Origin of the sequence: Streptomyces sp. NBC_00005 (assembly GCF_045160215.1) — a bacterium.
Lineage (GTDB): Bacteria > Actinomycetota > Actinomycetes > Streptomycetales > Streptomycetaceae > Streptomyces.
In genome coordinates, this window is record NZ_CP108316.1 from 7,464,621 (window position 1) to 7,481,346 (window position 16,726).

The 16,726-nt window shown below is 69.1% G+C and carries 15 protein-coding genes; 12 read left to right on the top strand and 3 right to left on the bottom strand.

Annotated elements, in window-relative coordinates; all coding sequences use genetic code 11:
• Window positions 1–269: 269 nt before the first annotated feature.
• The 6 genes from OG303_RS34200 to OG303_RS34225 all read left to right on the top strand — a co-directional run bounded on the left by OG303_RS34200 (window position 270) and on the right by OG303_RS34225 (window position 4,773).
• Complete coding sequence (locus OG303_RS34200; RefSeq protein WP_405873289.1) at window positions 270–701, top strand: DUF3052 domain-containing protein; 432 nt, start codon at window positions 270–272, stop codon at window positions 699–701.
• 182 nt (window positions 702–883) lie between these two features.
• Window positions 884–1,342, top strand: a complete 459-nt coding sequence (locus tag OG303_RS34205; protein WP_405873290.1) for a peroxiredoxin — start codon at window positions 884–886, stop codon at window positions 1,340–1,342.
• Between the two features lie 131 nt (window positions 1,343–1,473).
• The gene (locus OG303_RS34210; protein WP_405873291.1) at window positions 1,474–2,049 is read left to right on the top strand and encodes a TerD family protein; all 576 of its coding nucleotides are present in this window, start codon (window positions 1,474–1,476) and stop codon (window positions 2,047–2,049) included.
• Window positions 2,050–2,166: 117 nt separating this feature from the next.
• Window positions 2,167–2,742, top strand: a complete 576-nt coding sequence (locus OG303_RS34215; protein WP_405873292.1) for a TerD family protein — start codon at window positions 2,167–2,169, stop codon at window positions 2,740–2,742.
• A gap of 49 nt (window positions 2,743–2,791) precedes the next feature.
• Window positions 2,792–3,940 (top strand): DUF475 domain-containing protein, encoded by a 1,149-nt coding sequence (locus OG303_RS34220; protein ID WP_405873293.1) that lies wholly within the window; start codon window positions 2,792–2,794, stop codon window positions 3,938–3,940.
• Between the two features lie 95 nt (window positions 3,941–4,035).
• Window positions 4,036–4,773 (top strand): Tellurium resistance, encoded by a 738-nt coding sequence (locus OG303_RS34225; RefSeq protein ID WP_405877630.1) that lies wholly within the window; start codon window positions 4,036–4,038, stop codon window positions 4,771–4,773.
• Window positions 4,774–4,798: 25 nt separating this feature from the next.
• Here OG303_RS34225 and OG303_RS34230 read toward each other — a convergent pair whose 3' ends face one another.
• The gene (locus OG303_RS34230) at window positions 4,799–5,602 is read right to left on the bottom strand and encodes a TerD family protein (RefSeq protein ID WP_405873295.1); all 804 of its coding nucleotides are present in this window, start codon (window positions 5,600–5,602) and stop codon (window positions 4,799–4,801) included.
• A gap of 208 nt (window positions 5,603–5,810) precedes the next feature.
• On the opposite strand from OG303_RS34230, the gene OG303_RS34235 reads away from it, so the two are divergent.
• From OG303_RS34235 to OG303_RS34245, 3 genes are read left to right on the top strand one after another with little or no spacing between them, the layout of a single operon-like run.
• On the top strand, window positions 5,811–6,977 hold the full coding sequence (locus tag OG303_RS34235) for an HpcH/HpaI aldolase/citrate lyase family protein (protein WP_405873296.1): 1,167 nt from the start codon (window positions 5,811–5,813) through the stop codon (window positions 6,975–6,977).
• 30 nt (window positions 6,978–7,007) lie between these two features.
• Window positions 7,008–9,491 carry a phosphoribosyltransferase gene (locus tag OG303_RS34240; protein ID WP_405873297.1) on the top strand — a complete coding sequence of 828 codons (2,484 nt, stop codon included), beginning with the start codon at window positions 7,008–7,010 and terminating at the stop codon, window positions 9,489–9,491.
• Window positions 9,491–10,306 carry an HAD family hydrolase gene (locus tag OG303_RS34245; RefSeq protein ID WP_405873299.1) on the top strand — a complete coding sequence of 272 codons (816 nt, stop codon included), beginning with the start codon at window positions 9,491–9,493 and terminating at the stop codon, window positions 10,304–10,306. The genes OG303_RS34240 and OG303_RS34245 overlap by 1 nt, the downstream gene beginning before the upstream one ends.
• Before the next feature lie 86 nt (window positions 10,307–10,392).
• On the opposite strand, the gene OG303_RS34250 is transcribed toward OG303_RS34245, so the two are convergent.
• Window positions 10,393–10,614, bottom strand: coding sequence for a zinc ribbon domain-containing protein (locus tag OG303_RS34250; RefSeq protein WP_405873301.1), 222 nt, complete (start codon window positions 10,612–10,614; stop codon window positions 10,393–10,395).
• Between the two features lie 57 nt (window positions 10,615–10,671).
• On the opposite strand from OG303_RS34250, the gene OG303_RS34255 reads away from it, so the two are divergent.
• The 3 genes from OG303_RS34255 to OG303_RS34265 all read left to right on the top strand — a co-directional run bounded on the left by OG303_RS34255 (window position 10,672) and on the right by OG303_RS34265 (window position 15,312).
• A complete protein-coding gene (locus tag OG303_RS34255) occupies window positions 10,672–12,774 on the top strand; it encodes a transglycosylase domain-containing protein (RefSeq protein WP_405873303.1) in 2,103 nt (700 codons plus the stop codon).
• 64 nt (window positions 12,775–12,838) lie between these two features.
• A complete protein-coding gene (locus tag OG303_RS34260; protein WP_405877632.1) occupies window positions 12,839–14,116 on the top strand; it encodes a hypothetical protein in 1,278 nt (425 codons plus the stop codon).
• Between the two features lie 29 nt (window positions 14,117–14,145).
• Window positions 14,146–15,312 (top strand): amidase domain-containing protein, encoded by a 1,167-nt coding sequence (locus tag OG303_RS34265; RefSeq protein ID WP_405873304.1) that lies wholly within the window; start codon window positions 14,146–14,148, stop codon window positions 15,310–15,312.
• 22 nt (window positions 15,313–15,334) lie between these two features.
• On the opposite strand, the gene OG303_RS34270 is transcribed toward OG303_RS34265, so the two are convergent.
• The gene (locus tag OG303_RS34270) at window positions 15,335–16,708 is read right to left on the bottom strand and encodes a hypothetical protein (RefSeq protein ID WP_405873306.1); all 1,374 of its coding nucleotides are present in this window, start codon (window positions 16,706–16,708) and stop codon (window positions 15,335–15,337) included.
• Window positions 16,709–16,726: the final 18 nt, after the last annotated feature.

Below are 16,726 nucleotides of genomic sequence, written 5' to 3' on the forward strand. Positions count from 1 at the left end.
ACGTCATCTCTACTGAGAGGTAACCGAGACCTGTGACGGCTTCCCCGGGTTCCCAATGGAACAAAGGGGGCAGAAAGGTGTGGTGTAGGTCACTTGTGGCGGAGGCGGCGTGCCTGGAGTTGGGGTGACACGGCCAGGATCGTCACCGTTTCGGCGGTCTGAACGGCCGGGTACTTGCGCGATCCGCCCCGCCCGTGTGGACTACGGCCACAGCTTCGCGCACGCGCGTGGCTGAAGACATTCACCAAAACATGATCAGGAGGCAACCCGTGAGCGCGACCGCGGACCACGCGGAGACGAGCCCTGCCGTGAGGCTGGGGTTCCAGCCCGAGCAGGTGGTCCAGGAGATCGGCTACGACGACGACGTAGACCAGGAACTCCGCGAGGCCATTGAGCAAGTCATCGGCAGTGACCTTGTGGACGAGGATTACGACGACGTCGCCGATGCCGTGGTGCTCTGGTTCCGTGACGAGGACGGCGACCTGACGGATGTGCTGGTGGACGCCATCACGTACATCGAAGAGGGTGGCTCGATCCTGTTGCTGACGCCGAAGACCGGCCGTGACGGCTACGTGGAGCCGAGCGACATCTCCGAAGCCGCGACGACGGCGGGGCTGTCCGCCTCCAAGAGCGTCAGCGTGGGCAAGGACTGGAGCGGCAGCCGGCTGGTGACGCCCAAGGCAGCCAAGTCGAAGCGGTGACCGTCGGCCGCGGTGGCCGTGGCTGGGGGCTGTGCCCCTAGACCCCCTTGCGACCTGAACGGCCTCGTCCTCAAAAACGCCGGACGGGCTGAGTTCGCTCAGCCCGTCCATCGGCTTTCGGCAGCCGCTGCGTAGGGTGGTGCCACCACCCGAACAGCCCCTCCGAAAGGGACGTATCTCCGATGGCGATCCAGGTCGGCGACAAGGCCCCCGACTTCGAGCTCAAGGACAACCACGGCGCCACCGTGAAGCTCTCCGACTTCCGTGGCAGCAAGAACGTGGTCCTGCTCTTCTACCCCTTCGCCTTCACCGGTGTGTGCACGGGCGAGCTGTGCGAGCTGCGGGACAACCTGCCGCAGTTCTCCGACCGCGACACCCAGCTGCTCGCCGTCTCCAACGACTCCATCCACACCCTGCGCGTCTTCGCCGAGCAGGAGGGCCTCGAGTACCCGCTGCTGAGCGACTTCTGGCCGCACGGCGAGGTCTCGCGCGCGTACGGCGTCTTCGCCGAGGACAAGGGCTGCGCGGTGCGCGGCACCTTCGTCATCGACAAGGAGGGCGTCGTGCGCTGGACCGTCGTCAACGCGCTGCCGGACGCCCGCGACCTGAACGAGTACGTGAAGGCGCTCGACACCCTCTGAACCGTCGACACCCTGTGATTGTTCGGTTCCAAGCCCTGCGTGGGTCGGGAACCCGTCACTAGGATCGACTCGTTGATCCGATGTCAGACGCACGGCGGGGCACACCGCCCCTGGACACCAATGGAGGACTCGTGGGAGTCAGCCTCAGCAAGGGCGGCAACGTATCGCTGACCAAGGAGGCCCCGGGCCTGACCGCGGTCATCGTCGGTCTGGGGTGGGACGTCCGCACCACGACCGGCACCGACTTCGACCTGGACGCCAGCGCGCTGCTGGTGGACTCGTCCGGCAAGGTCGCCAGTGACGCGAACTTCGTCTTCTTCAACAACCTGAAGAGCCCGGAGGGCTCGGTCGAGCACACCGGCGACAACATCACCGGTGAGGGCGAGGGCGACGACGAGCAGATCAAGGTCAACCTCGTCGGCGTCCCGGCCGAGGTCGACAAGATCGTCTTCCCGGTCTCGATCTACGACGCCGAGAACCGCCAGCAGTCGTTCGGCCAGGTGCGCAACGCGTTCATCCGCGTGGTGAACCAGGCGGGAGAGGCGGAGATCGCGCGCTACGACCTCTCCGAGGACGCCTCGACGGAGACCGCCATGGTCTTCGGCGAGCTGTACCGGCACGGTGCGGAGTGGAAGTTCCGCGCCATCGGCCAGGGCTACGCCTCGGGCCTGCGCGGCATCGCGCAGGACTTCGGCGTCAACGTCTGAGACGCGTCACAGGTCTCAGAGCCTCTGTCGCCTCACCGGCCGGCGCCGCACGGTTTGCGTGCGGCGCCGGCCGTGCAGGACAACCAAAGAAGCACCATCTCGGGGAGGACCAGCATCATGGGCGTCACGCTCGCCAAGGGGGGCAACGTCTCCCTGTCCAAGGCCGCACCCAACCTCACTCAAGTGTTGGTCGGGCTCGGCTGGGACGCGCGCTCCACCACCGGAGCCCCGTTCGACCTCGACGCCAGTGCCCTGCTGTGCAACGGCGGGCGGGTGCTGGGCGACGAGTACTTCGTCTTCTACAACCAGCTCAAGAGCCCGGAGGGCTCGGTGGAGCACACGGGCGACAACCTCACCGGTGAGGGCGAGGGCGACGACGAGTCGATCCTGGTCGACCTCGGCCAGGTGCCCGCCCAGTGCGACAAGATCGTCTTCCCGGTCTCGATCCACATGGCCGACGAACGCGGACAGACCTTCGGACAGGTGAGCAACGCCTTCATCCGCGTAGCCAACCAGGCCGACGGACAGGAGCTCGCGCGCTACGACCTCAGCGAGGACGCCTCCACCGAGACGGCGATGATCTTCGGTGAGCTCTATCGCTATCAGGGCGAATGGAAGTTCCGGGCCGTAGGACAGGGGTACGCGTCGGGGCTGCGGGGCATCGCTCTAGACTTTGGAGTCAACGTTTCGTAAAGCCAAGTACGGCGCGGGGGAGACCCGTACCTACAGGATTGGGTAGCCAGTGCTTCTGAAAACCTTCGGCTGGTCGTTCGCGATTACCGCGCTCGGCCTGGTCGCGGCGGTCTTCTACGGGGGGTGGGAGGCCTTCGGCATCGTGGCGATCCTCTCCATCCTCGAGATCTCGCTGTCGTTCGACAACGCGGTGGTCAACGCCGGAATCCTGAAGAAGATGAATGCCTTCTGGCAGAAGATCTTCCTCACGGTGGGTGTCCTCATCGCCGTCTTCGGTATGCGCCTGGTCTTCCCGGTCGTCATCGTTGCGGTCAGCGCCAAGATGGGTCCCATCGAGGCCGTCGACCTCGCCCTCAACAACAAGGACCGCTACCAGGAACTGGTCACCGACGCCCACCCGTCGATCGCCGCCTTCGGTGGCATGTTCCTGCTGATGATCTTCCTCGACTTCATCTTCGAGGCCCGGGACATCGTGTGGCTGCGCTGGATCGAGCGGCCGCTGGCCAAGCTCGGCAAGGTCGACATGCTGTCGGTCTGCATCGCCCTGGTCGTCCTGCTGATCACGTCGTTCACCTTCGCTGCCCACGCCCACCAGCACGGCGGCGCGCACGCCGACAAGGCGCAGACGGTGCTGATCTCCGGGATCGCGGGTCTGATCACGTACATGGTCGTCGGCGGTCTCTCCGGCTACTTCGAGGACAAGCTCGAAGAGGAGGAGGAACGGGAGCACGAGGAGGAGGAAGAGGCCGTGCGTGCGGGCAAGAAGCGTGCGCCGATCGTCCTCGCAGGCAAGGCCGCGTTCTTCATGTTCCTCTACCTCGAGGTCCTGGACGCGTCCTTCTCCTTCGACGGCGTGATCGGCGCCTTCGCCATCACCAACGACATCGTGCTGATGGCGCTGGGCCTGGGCATCGGCGCGATGTACGTCCGGTCGCTGACCGTGTACCTGGTCCGCCAGGGCACCCTCGACGACTACGTCTACCTGGAGCACGGAGCGCACTACGCGATCGGTGCGCTGGCCGTGCTCCTCATGATCACGATCCAGTACCAGATCAACGAGGTCATCACCGGCCTCGTCGGCGTCATCCTGATCGCCTGGTCCTTCTGGTCCTCCGTGCGCCGCAACCGCGCAATTGCGGAAGCCGAGGGAAAAGCGGCGGGCACGGACGAGAAGACTGAGGTCTCGTCCGGGGTGTGACGCACCTGCGGGTGAGGGAACGCTCTGTGCGGGGCGGCCGGCCTCCGGCCGCCCCGCCGGTTTTTCAAGTGAATCTGGTGAATCTGGGGGCGGGCATGGGTTTCTTCGACGGACTCTGGGGCGGACGTGAGGCCGACTTCGACTCGGGCAGCGCGGCCAGCAACTCCATCGAGCTCACCAAGCGGCACAACCAGGTCTCACTCACCAAGCAGGGCGCGGCCACAGGGCATCTGCGGGTCAACCTGAGCTGGCGGATGCGGACGTCCGACTTCGGCGGTTCGCAGCGGGAGTCCCTGCTGCGGCACCCCTTCAAGGCGCTCAAGCCCCCGGAGGTCATGGGGCACAGCCAGAGCATGGTCAACGTCGACCTCGACCTGGGGTGTCTGTACGAGCTCCAGGACGGCACGAAGGGGGTCGTGCAGCCGCTCGGTGGCTTCTTCGGGGAGATCAACACGGCGCCGTTCGTCAAGCTCAGCGGCGACGACCGGTTCGGGTCGGCCTCCGGCGAGACGATGTACGTCAACCTCGACCACTGGGACCAGATAAAGCGGCTGCTGGTCTTCGTGTACATCTACGACCAGACGCCGGCGTTCGACCGTACGCACGCGATCGTCACGCTGTATCCGAGCAACGGGCCGCGGATCGAGATCCATCTGGACGAGCGGCATCCCCAGGCCCGGTCGTGCGCGGTGGTCATGATCGAGAACGTGAAGGGTGAGCTGGTCGTACGGCGCGAGGTGAAGTTCGTCTACGGGTTCCAGGCGGAGCTCGACCGGTTGTACGGGTGGGGGTTGCAGTGGGGGCGGGGTTACAAGTCCAAGGTGGAGCGGTGACCCCCGATGAGCCGTGGCGCTCCCGCTAGCGCCCGATGAACTGCGGTCCCTGGGGCGGCAGTCGGAAGTCCGGGTTCGGTGCCGCTGTCACCGGGGGCGGGTAGCCGTAGCCGGACTGGGTGCCCGCTGCGGACGCCGCGGCGGGCTGGGGATAGCCGTAGGCGGGTTGTGTGGCCGGGGGCTGCTGAGGGAAGCCGTACGCCGCCTGGGAGGGGACCGCGGTCGGCTGCTCCGGAGGGAGCGGCTGGGAGACCTCGGGCGCGGGGAGCGTGGAGGCCGCGGCCTCCGACTCGTCCACCGAGATGCCGAACTCGGTGGCCAGGCCCCTCAGGCCGTTCGAGTAGCCCTCACCCAGGGCGCGGAACTTCCAGACCTCGCCCCTGCGGTACAGCTCGCCGCAGATCAGGGCGGTCTCCTGGCCGGTCTGGGGCTTGATGTCGAAGTAGACGAGCGCCTCGTTGTCGGCGCCCGCCGCGTCGTACAGCAGGATGCGCAGTCCCTGTACGCGGTCGAACGTGACGTCCTCCGCCGATGCCACCAGGAGAATCCGGCTGACATTGGCCTCGACTCCGGCCAGATCTGTCTGGATCGTGTCGGTGAGGCCGTCGGCGACGCGTTTCTTGCCGAGCCACCTGGCCTTCCCGGAGGGGTGCCGGGGCTGGTTGTAGAAGACGAAGTCCTCGTCGGAGCGCACACGACCGTCGGGGCCGAGGAACAGCGCCGAGGCGTCGACATCCGGGACCCCCTGCCCCGGCGTCCAGCGCACCACGGCGCGCACCGTGGTGGCCTCGAGCGGGACGTTCGACCCCTTCAACATCGCGTGCGTCATGCGGTCATCCTGCCTTCTCGGTCCTGATCACGACAACGCGGGGTGCGCGACCCGCAGCCGCGCCGATGGCCACTCGAATCGCCGTCGACATGGCCGAGTTACCAGAAGTTCATGCCCAGCGGGAACCCCTGACACGGGTCTCTACGTACTATTACCGGCCACCTATTTCCGAATCCACAGCCTTGCCATTGCGCCACGGGGGAGTTTCATGCGTCATTTCGGGCACATCGCCCCTGGAGTGCGACAGCGCCTCTTCCATCAGGAGCCGTGCGAGTTCACCACGGACTCCCCGGCCCGGCTGCTCTCCGCGGCCCTGGGCGCCACCCTCTACAGTCCGGCCACCCGGCCCCGTCTCGCAGGCGACATCGTCAAGCAGGCGGGACTCGGTGTGGTCTCGATGGTGCTGTGCCTCGAGGACTCGATCGACGACGCGGACGTGGCGGCGGGGGAGGAGAACCTCGTCCGCCAGTTCGCCGAGCTGGACGCGCTGGACGGGGTCGGTCTCCCGCTGCTGTTCGTCCGGGTCCGTACGCCCGAGCAGATTCCCGATCTCGTGGATCGGCTCGGGGCGAGCGTCCGGCTGCTGTCCGGATTCGTGCTCCCCAAGTTCACCGAGGAGCGGGGCATCCTCTTCCTGGAGGCCCTCGCGAGCGCCGAGGCGGCGAGCGGGCGGCGGCTCTTCGCCATGCCGGTGCTGGAGTCGCCCGAGCTGCTCTACCGCGAGTCGCGGGTGGAGAGCCTGGAGGGCATCGCCCGCGCCGTCGACAAGTACCGCGACCGCGTGCTCGCGCTGCGCCTCGGCGTGACCGACTTCTGCTCCTCGTACGGCCTGCGCCGGGCCCCCGACATGACGGCGTACGACGTCCATGTCGTCGCCTCCGTGATCTCCGACGTGGTGAACATGCTGGGACGGGCCGACGGCACCGGGTTCACGGTGACCGGGCCGGTCTGGGAGTACTTCCGGGTCCCGGAGCGCATGTTCAAGCCGATGCTGCGCACCAGCCCCTTCCTCGAGGGGCAGGCCGTCGAGCTGCGCGAGAAACTGATTGAGCACGCCATGGACGGGCTGCTGCGGGAGATCACCCTGGACCAGGCCAACGGCCTGCTGGGCAAGACCTGCATCCACCCCTCCCACGTACTGCCCGTACACGCGCTGTCCGTGGTCAGTCACGAAGAGTTCGGTGACGCGGCGGACATCCTGCGGCCGGAGAGCGGCGGCGGGGGTGTGCTGAGGTCGGCGTACACGAACAAGATGAACGAGGTGAAGCCGCACCGGGCGTGGGCCGAGCGGACCATGCTGCGGGCCGAGGTGTTCGGCGTGGCGCGCGAGGATGTCAGCTTCGTGGACCTGCTTGCCGCCGGGATCCCCGGCTGAGCCGCACTATTCGCCTCTCTTTAGGGACACATGAACAACGCAGTGAACGGCCGGGCCTGGTCCGGCAGCTGGGTCGCCGAGCGGCTCGGCGTCGAACTCCTGGGCGACGACAAGCTGACCGAGCTGCTGGGGCTGGCGTTGCGCCGCAACCCCAAGCGGGCGCATCTGCTTGTCTCCAACGTGCTCGGCAAGCACGTACCGCAGTCGCCGGCCGTCGTGTACGGGTACGGCTTCGCCCTTGGCCGACGGGTGCGGGACCTGCTCGGTGAGGAGGCTGAGGCGGCGGTCGTGCTCGGTTATGCCGAGACGGCGACGGGGCTGGGGCACTCGGTCGCGGACGGCATCGGTTCCGCTCCCTACCTCCACTCCACCCGGCGGCCGGTTTCCGGAGTCGCGACGGCGGGCGGCTTCGAGGAGTCCCACTCGCACGCCACGTCGCATCTGCTGCTGCCGGAGGATCCGGCGCTGCTGGTCGGGGACGGGCCGCTGGTGCTGGTCGACGACGAGTTCTCGACGGGGAACACGGTGCTGAACACCGTCCGGGATCTTCATGAGCGGTATCCGCGGCGGCGGTATGTCGTCGTGGCCTTGGTCGACATGCGGTCCGCTGCGGATTCGGGGCGGCTGGAGGAGTTCGCTCGGGAGATCGGCGCCAGGGTTGACCTGGTGGCGGCTGCTTCGGGGACGGTGCGGTTTCCGGAGGGGGTGTTGGAGAAGGGGCAGGAGTTGGTGGCGCAGTACGAGTCTTACGGTGCCGCGATGGGAAATCGGTCGTCTGCGGGTTCGTCCGGGCTGGTCGCGCAGACGCCACACCACCACCTCACCCGAGTCGAACTGCGCTGGCCCCGAGGCCTCCCCGACGGCGGTCGTCACGGCTTCACGCCCACCCACCGCACCCGCCTGGAGGGCGCCCTCCCCGCCATGGCAGCCCGCCTCGCAGAGGCACTCCCCACAGACGCACGCCACGTGCTGATCCTCGGCTTCGAGGAGTTGATGTACGCACCCCTGCGCCTCGCCCGGGAGCTGGAGCAGGTCGTCGAGGCCGAGGTGCGGTACTCGACGACGACCCGCTCACCCGTCCTCGCCGTCGACGACCCCGGTTACGCGATACGCAGCCGTATCGTCTTCCCCTCCCACGACGACCCGGCGGACGGCCCCGGCGAGCGCTACGCCTACAACGTCGCGGGCGCCGGCTTCGACGCGGTCGTCGCCGTCGTCGACTCGGTCGCCGACACCCCCGAACTGCACGCGCCGGACGGCCTGTTGGCCCAGCTGGCCGCCCACGCCCCGCAGGTCCTGCTCGCGGTCGTCCCCTCGTACGTGCCAGAGCCCCTGTACGTCCCCGAAAGGCCCGCCATGCTGCCCGAGCCCCTCCGCGGCCCCGCCTTCTCCTCGTACCCGCCGGACGAGGTCGGCTGGCTGCTCCAGGACCTCTCGGACGTCACGCTGGAGGCGCCGACCGAGGAGCGCGAGGAGGCCATCCAGAGCGGCGGCGCACACTATGCGGAGTCGCTGCCCGTGGAGTACCAACCCAGCGAGCAGTACCAGGAGTTGTTCCACACGGCGCTGGAGGAGTCGGCGGCGCGGCTCGCGCAGGCGCTGGGTGCCGTGACGGAGATCGTGCTCGCCGAGCGGTCGCCCCGGCCGGTGCTGGTGTCGCTGGCACGGGCCGGTACTCCGGTCGGTGTGCTGATGCGCCGCTGGGCCCGGTTCCGGCACGGCATCGACCTGCCGCACTACGCCGTCTCGATCGTCCGCGGGCGCGGCATCGACGCCAACGCGCTGCGCTGGCTGGCCGCCCACCACGACCCGTCCGACGTCGTGTTCGTCGACGGCTGGACCGGCAAGGGCGCCATCACCCGCGAACTCGCCGACGCCATCAAGGAGTTCGAGGCATCCGACGGGATCACCGGCTTCGACCCGGAGATCGCGGTGCTCGCCGACCCGGGCTCGTGCGTGCGGACGTACGGCACCAGGGAGGACTACCTCATACCCTCGGCCTGCCTCAACTCGACCGTCTCGGGCCTGATTTCGCGGACCGTACTGCGCTCGGACCTGGTCGGTCCGCACGACTTCCACGGCGCCAAGTTCTACCGCGAACTCGCCGGCACCGATGTCTCGGTGGCCTTCCTGGACGCCGTCGCCGCACGCTTCCCGGAGGTCTCGGAGGCCGTCGACGCGCAGGCCAAGGAGCTGCTGTCCGGCGACCGCGAGCCGACCTGGGAGGGCTGGGCGGCCGTCGAGCGGATCAGTGAGGAGTACGGCATCCACGACGTGAACCTCGTCAAGCCCGGCGTCGGCGAGACCACGCGCGTGCTGCTGCGCCGGGTGCCCTGGAAGATCCTGGCGCGGGCCGGAGCGGGCGCCGACCTGGACCACGTACGGCTGCTGGCCGAGCAAAGGGGCGTACCGGTGGAAGAGGTCGCCGAACTGCCGTACACCTGCGTGGGGTTGATCCACCCCAAGTACACGCGCGGTGCGACCGGTGCCGACGGCAAGGCGGTGGCGGTCTGATGCCGGTGCTGGTGGCGAGCGACCTCGACCGTACGCTCATCTACTCCGCGGCGGCCCTCGCGCTGACCATGCCGGACGCGCGGGCGCCCCGGCTGCTCTGCGTCGAGGTGCACGAGAGCAAGCCGCTGTCGTTCATGACGGAGACGTCGGCCGGTCTGCTGACCGAGCTCGGCGACGCGGCGGTCTTCGTACCGACCACGACCCGGACGCGCAAGCAGTACCAGCGCATCAACCTGCCGGGCCCGGAGCCGAAGTACGCGATCTGCGCCAACGGCGGGCACCTGCTGGTGGACGGTGTGTCCGACCTGGACTGGCACGCGCGCGTGACGGCGCGGCTGGCCGACGAGTGCGCGCCGCTCGCGGAGGTGCGGGAGCATCTGCTGGCGGTGGGGGACCCGGCGTGGGTGCGCAAGCACCGGGTGGCCGAGGATCTGTTCGCCTACCTCGTCGTCGAGCGCGAACTGCTGCCCGAGGAGTGGGTGAAGGAGCTCGCGGTGTGGGCGGAGAACCGCGGCTGGACGGTGTCGCTCCAGGGCCGCAAGATCTACGCCGTCCCGAAGCCGCTCACCAAGAGCGCGGCGATGCGTGAAGTCGCCCGCCGCACGGGCGCGGACCTCACGCTGGCCGCGGGCGACTCCTTGCTGGACGCCGACCTACTGCTCGCCGCCGACAGGGGTTGGCGCCCGGGGCACGGGGAGTTGGCGGACGCGGACTGGTCGGCTCCGCAGATCGGCACACTGCCGGAACGAGGGGTGCTCGCGGGCGAGCGAATCCTGCGGGAGTTCCTGAAGGCGACCCGCACGGCAGCTCCCTAGGGGCGCGGGGCTGTGTCGGTCCGCGGCTTCGCAGCGGGGCGCGACCAGCCCCCGCACACCCGCGGACAACGACGCACCGAGCCCGACTAGCCGCAGCACCCTCCACCACAACACCCGCCCCCGCCGCCCGCGTTGGGCGCCGGGGCCGAGGGGCCGCTCGCCGTACCGCCCACGGCGACGGTCGACAACAGCTTCACCGTGTCGTCGTGGCCGGCAGGGCAGTCGGCCGGGGCCGAGGACTCCGCCATCGGGCGGCTCAGTTCGAAGGTGTCGCCGCAGGTCCGGCAGCGGTACTCGTAGCGAGGCATGGGAACAGGTTAACGGGGCCGAGAGGCAACGAGTGTGACCAAAGTCCCAAGCCCGCCATGTTCCTTACTGATCGGTATGTGAGCGTTCCTGTCGGAATCCTTTGTGGAGAAGATGCGAAGATCGTTGGTAGTTTTCGCAGCGTGACCGGGACATCACAGCGAAGGGGCCGGGCGACTGACCACCGCCGACCCCGCCGTCGGCGGACGGCACCGAACTGGTCCCCCTGGACGGCGTTACGCCGCTTCCGCCCGGCATATCCGAGGCCGGGCCGCACCGGCTGGCGCCGCTGGTTACCCTCCGTGCGACAGTTGCTCGGCGCCGCCCTGACCTCCGTCGGCCTGAGCGCCCTGTTCCTGGTGGTCGCCTACGCCGCCACCGACATACCGCAGAACCTGAACACCTACGCCACCCAGCAGGACAACGTCTACTTCTGGTCCGACGGCACCCCCATGGCCCGCACCGGCTGGGTGCAGCGGCAGGCGATGCCGCTGAAGGACATCCCCGAGAACGTGCGCTGGGCGGTGCTCGCCGCCGAGAACGAGAGCTTCTACTCCGACCCCGGCATCTCCTTCAAGGGCCTGACCCGCGCGCTGTGGCGCACCGTCGGCGAGGGGGACACCGAGGGCGGCTCGACCATCACCCAGCAGTACGTCAAGAACGTGTACCTGACGCAGAACCAGACCGTCGGCCGTAAGTTCACCGAGGCGATGATCTCCCTCAAGCTCGACAACCGGATGAGCAAGGACCAGATCCTCGAGGGCTATCTCAACACCAGCTGGTTCGGCCGTGGAACGTACGGCATCCAGCGAGCCGCCCAGGCCTACTACGGCAAGGACGTCACCCACCTGAATGCCAGTCAGGCGGCCTTCCTGGCTTCCCTGTTGAAGGGCGCGGGCCTCTACGACCCCACCCTCTCCAAGGCCAACCACCGGCGCGCGGTGGAGCGTTGGTCCTGGATCCTCGACCGGATGGTCAAGACCGGCAAGCTGTCGCCGGCCGAGCGGGCCACGTACAAGACGTTCCCCGAGCCGCTGAAGTCGGCGCGCGTCTACGACACCGGCAAGCAGAGCGACTACCTGGTGGAGCTGGCGCAGCAGTACGCCAAGAAGGCCGCGCACATCTCGGACAAGCAGTTCGACCTCGGCGGCTACCAGATCTACACGACCTTCGACCGGAAGAAGGAGACCGTCCTCACCGACGCCGTCGCCGAGGCCCGCAGACAGGCGAAGAAGAACGAGCCCGAGGCCGCGAGGACCGCGCACTACGGTGCCGCGTCCGTCGCCACCGACGGCCGGATCCTCGCCGTTTACGGCGGCCCCGACCACCGTACGCAGGGCTACAACGAGTCCAACGCGGCCACGGTGCAGGCCGGTTCGGCGTTCCTGCCGTTCGTCTACGCCGCCGCTCTGGAGCACGGCGTCCACAAGACGCGCGCCGGGCCCGCGACGCCCGTCACCGCGCAGACGCTCTACGACGGCGACGACGGCGTCCCGGTCACCACGCCCGAAGGGCCGTACTGGGACCGCGCCGGCAAGAAGGTCGCCGCCCGCAACGACGGCGGGAAGTCGTACGGGCAGATCACGCTCGGCAAGGCCCTCGCGGCGTCCGTGAACACGCCGTTCATGCAGCTCGGTATGGACGTCGGCCTGGACAAAGTGCGGGAGACGGCCGAGGCTGCCGGGCTGCTCGGCTCCAGCATCGGCCCGCAGGTGCCCGCGCTGTCCCTGGGCAGCTCCACACCCAGCGCCATCCGGATGGCCAGCGGTTACGCCACCTTCGCCGCGGCAGGGAAGCACACCGAGCCGTACTCGGTGCGCCGCGTCACCCGCAACGGCGCGACGGTGCGGCTGGACACCCCCATCGCGCACCGGGCGATCGGCGCCCGGGTCGCCGAGCAGGTCTCCCAGGCGCTGACGGACTCCCTGAACGCCGCCCACCCCGCGCTCTCCACGCCGACGGCGGCGGGGAAGTCGGGCAGCACCGCGGACGACACCGCCGCCTGGTACGCCGGCTCCGCCGGCTCCGTGTCGACCGCGGTCGTCGTCTACCGCATGGACCTCGCCAAGTCCCTGGAGCCGCTGCCGCTCAAGGGGATCGCAGGAACGTCCGCCGACAGCGTCCCGTACGCCGTCTGGTCGGGCGTGATGGGCCTCGGCTGACTCTGGTCCTGCCGAGGCCTGCACCCCCCCACCCCCCTCGCAGAATGAGCACCGCATGCCTCGCATGAAGCCGCCCACCGGTCGGCGCCGCAGAGCGCCTGCCCGCCGCCCCGCCCGCTTCGAGTTCCTGACCGTGGCCGCCCTTCTCGTGGTGGCCACGCTGGTCGCCGGTTTCCTCGCCCTGACCCGCCAGGACAACACCGCACCCGCCGCATCCGCCAAAGGCAGCCCGAGGAAGACCTCGCCGAAGGCCGGCGCGGAGCCCTCCTGGGACGGGAAGACCAAGATCCTGGGAGACGGCTCCACCTCCGACACAGGCCCGCAGAAAGGTGAGTTGAAGCCCGAGCCGCTCAAACCGGGTGAGAAACCGCCCCAGTTCGTCGTCTTCTCCTGGGACGGCGCCCTGGAGGGAAGCGACCATCTCTTCTCGCACTACCGGGAGTTGGCGAAGAAGTACGACGCCCACATGACGTTCTTCCTCACCGGGATCTACCTCCTGCCGAAGAACAAGGCGAAGCTCTACCACCCGCCCCAGCACCCGGTCGGCTCCGCGGCCATCGACTACGCCACCGACGAACACATCCGCACCACGCTCGAACAGCTCCGGAAGGCCTACGAGGACGGCAACGAGATCGGCACCCACTTCAACGGCCACTTCTGCGGCAAGAAGGGCGGCGGGGACTGGAGCGTCGACGAGTGGAAGAGCGAGATCGACCAGTTCTACGAGTTCGTCGAGAACTGGAAGACCAACACGGGCTACAAGGACATCCCGGCTCTCCCCTTCGACTTCGAGAAGGAGGTCACCGGCGGCCGCGCCCCCTGCCTGGAGGGCCAGAAGAACCTGCTGAAGGCCATCAAGAGCTACGGCTGGCGCTATGACGCGAGCTCCGCGGGCGACTTCCAGATATGGCCGACCAAGAAGAAGGGCATCTGGGACTTCCCGCTGGAGATGCTCCCGTACGAGGGCGGCAAGTACCAGGGCCTGTCGATGGACTTCAACTTCCTCTACAACCAGTCCGCCGGCGAGACCGACGGCAACCCCGCCGACTACCCCCAGTGGGAACAGCAGACCGTCGCCTCCTACCTGGCCGGCTTCGACCGCGTGTACTACGGCAGCCGCGCCCCGCTGTTCGTCGGCAACCACTTCGAGGACTGGAACGGCGGCATCTACATGAAGGCCATCGACCAGGTCATCAAGAACGTCTGCACGAAGAAGGGCGTCAAGTGCGTGTCCTTCAAGGAGCTGGCCGACTGGCTGGACGTGCAGAAGCCCGAGACCTTGGCGCGGCTGCGCGGCCTGGACCCCGCGCAGTCGCCCGACTGGTCGACGGTCGTGAAATGAAACACCCCCCACCGCAAGGAGAAACCCCCGTGAGACCCAGCAAGTCCCGCTCGGGCAGAGGCCGTTGTACGGTCGTGGCCGCGCTGTCCCTCTCCGCCGCCCTGCTTCCCCTGTCCGCCGCACACGCGGCCGGTGCCCCCTCCGGGGAAGCACCGGCCCCCGCCCTGACCGCGGCCACCACCGACGCGTTCGGCCGCGTCGCCGACGCCGTGCTCACCGACCGCACGGCGGCCCTGCTCGACGGGACCCGGCCGGTCCGTACGGCCCTGAAGGCCACCGGCGGCGTACGGCTCTCGGCCGGGCTGGCCGGCACCGAGACCTCCGCCCTGACCGCCCTGCACGGCACCCGCTCCCGGCTCGCCGCGCTCGGCGAGGCGTACACCGACGGCGACACCGAGGTCACCGTCGACAGCACCCGCCTGCGGGGCCGCACCGCCACGGTCCAGGTCACCGAGAGCACCACACTGACGTACGCGAAGATACGCGGCGACGAACCCGCCACCACGGGCTTCACCGCCCACCACCAACTCACCTTCACCGCCCGCCAGGACGGCACCTGGCAGCTCACCCGCGAACGCCTCACCGACAAGGGCGCCCGCCCCGTCAACGAACCCGCCCCGGCGACCGCCGAGCCGGCCGTCCGCCCGAGCGCCGTCATCGACGCGCCCAGGTCGGCCACCACCTACCCCGCGCCCGCGAACCCCAAGAACCTCGGCACCGGGACCACGTACAACTACGCGGCGATGGCGGCGTACGCCGAGAAGTACTGGAAGAACTACAACACCGCCTACCGGCGTTACAACGGCGCCGGCGGGGACTGCACCAACTTCCTCAGCCAGTCCCTCTACGCGGGCGGCTGGAAGCAGGTCGCCAACTCGGCCGAGGACTACGGCACTTGGTACTCGAAGACGTCGGGCGAGTCCGACACCTGGATCGGTGTCAACGAGTGGTCCTGGTTCACGCAGACCGCGAAGCGGACGACGGCGCTGGCGAACGCCTACCAGATGGACGTCGGTGACGTGCTGCAGATGGACTTCGACAAGGACGGGTCGAAGGACCACTCGATGATGACCACGTACCGCAGCTCCAGCGGCGTCCCGTACCTGACCTATCACGACGCCGACACCTACCGGCGCTCGCTGGCGAGCCTGATCGCGTCGTACCCGAACTCGGCCTACTACGCCTACCGCAGTTAGCCGCCGGCGCGGGGGCGCCGGCTCAGTGGCCGCCCCCGCGCTCCTCACGGATCTGCGAGACCACCCGCCCGACCGTCTGCCGTACCGCTTCGGTCTCGGTCAGGAAGTGCCAGTAGTCCGGGTGCCGGCCCTCCAGCGAGGTGATCGCCCGGTCCAGCCTGGCCACCGATTCGTCCAGCGGACGGGCCTGGCGCGGGTCGGGCGTCGTCCGCCCGGTCATCGCCAGCCGCTGGGCGTCCCGGATCGCGAAGCGGGTGCGGTCGATCTCCTGCTGCGGATCCTTCTGCACGGCGTTGAGCCGGTGCAGCCGGTCGCGCGCGGCCGACACGGACTCGTCGGTCGTGTTCAGGAGCGCCCGCACGGTCGACAGCAGTGAGGTCGCGTCCGGCCAGCGCTGGGCGTCCCGCGCGGCCTGCGCCTCCTTCAGCTTCAGCTCGGCCTGCTTCACGTTCTCCGCGGCCTGGTCCGGCACGTGCTGCAGGTCCTGCCAGCACGCCGCCACGAACCGCCGCCGCAGCTCGCTCAGCACCGGCTCGACCTGGCCGGCCCGGGTGGTGAGCGCCTGCGCGCGGGTGCGCAGCGAGACGAGCCGGTGGTCGATCTCGGCGGCCTTCTCCGGCAGCCGCTCGGCCTCCACCCGGACCGCCTCGGCCTCGCGCGCCACGCGCTCCGCCCGCTCCAGCGTCTCCGGCACGCCGTGCTGACCCGCCCCCTGGTTGAGCTTCGTCAGCTCGGGAGCCAGGGTGGCGAGGCGGGCGGCGAGATCGTTGGCGGTGAGTCCCGAGCCGCGGACCGCGTCCAGGGCGTTCGACGCGGCGAGCAGTCCCTGCCGGGCCCGCTCGACCGCCGGAGCCAGCCGGGCGAGCTGGGTCTCCGCCTTGCCGAGGAGCGGCCCGAGGCTGTCGCCGAAACGGTCCAGCTCGCGCTTGACGTTGGCCAGCTCGTCCTTGGCCTTGGTGAGCTCGGTACGCGCGTGTGCCGCGACCGACGCCTCCAGGTCGTCCCGGTCGAGGTCGTGCGCGTCGACGGCCTCGATGTAGCGGTGGCTGGCCTCGTCGATGCGCCGACCCAGCGCGTCGAAGTCGGAGACCACGCGCCGGGCGGCGGGGGAGTCGTCGACCGCCGTGATCGTCTCTATCGAGATCCGCAGGTCGCGCTGGGCGGTGTCCAGCTCGTAGAACGCGGCCGCCGCGGCGTCCTTCGCGGCCTGCGCCTCGGCCCGCTGGCTCTCGGACCGGCCGCCGAACCAGCGCCGGGTGCCGCCGCCCGCGAACGCGGCGGGCAGCGCCAGCGCGACGACGAGCGGCAGGGCGAGCAGGGTGAGAGTGTCCTTGAACGCCTGACGGTGTGCGCGCGGCACCAACGGCGAGTACGGCTGCGAAGGTGTCGCCGTCACATCCCTCTCCCGTGCTGT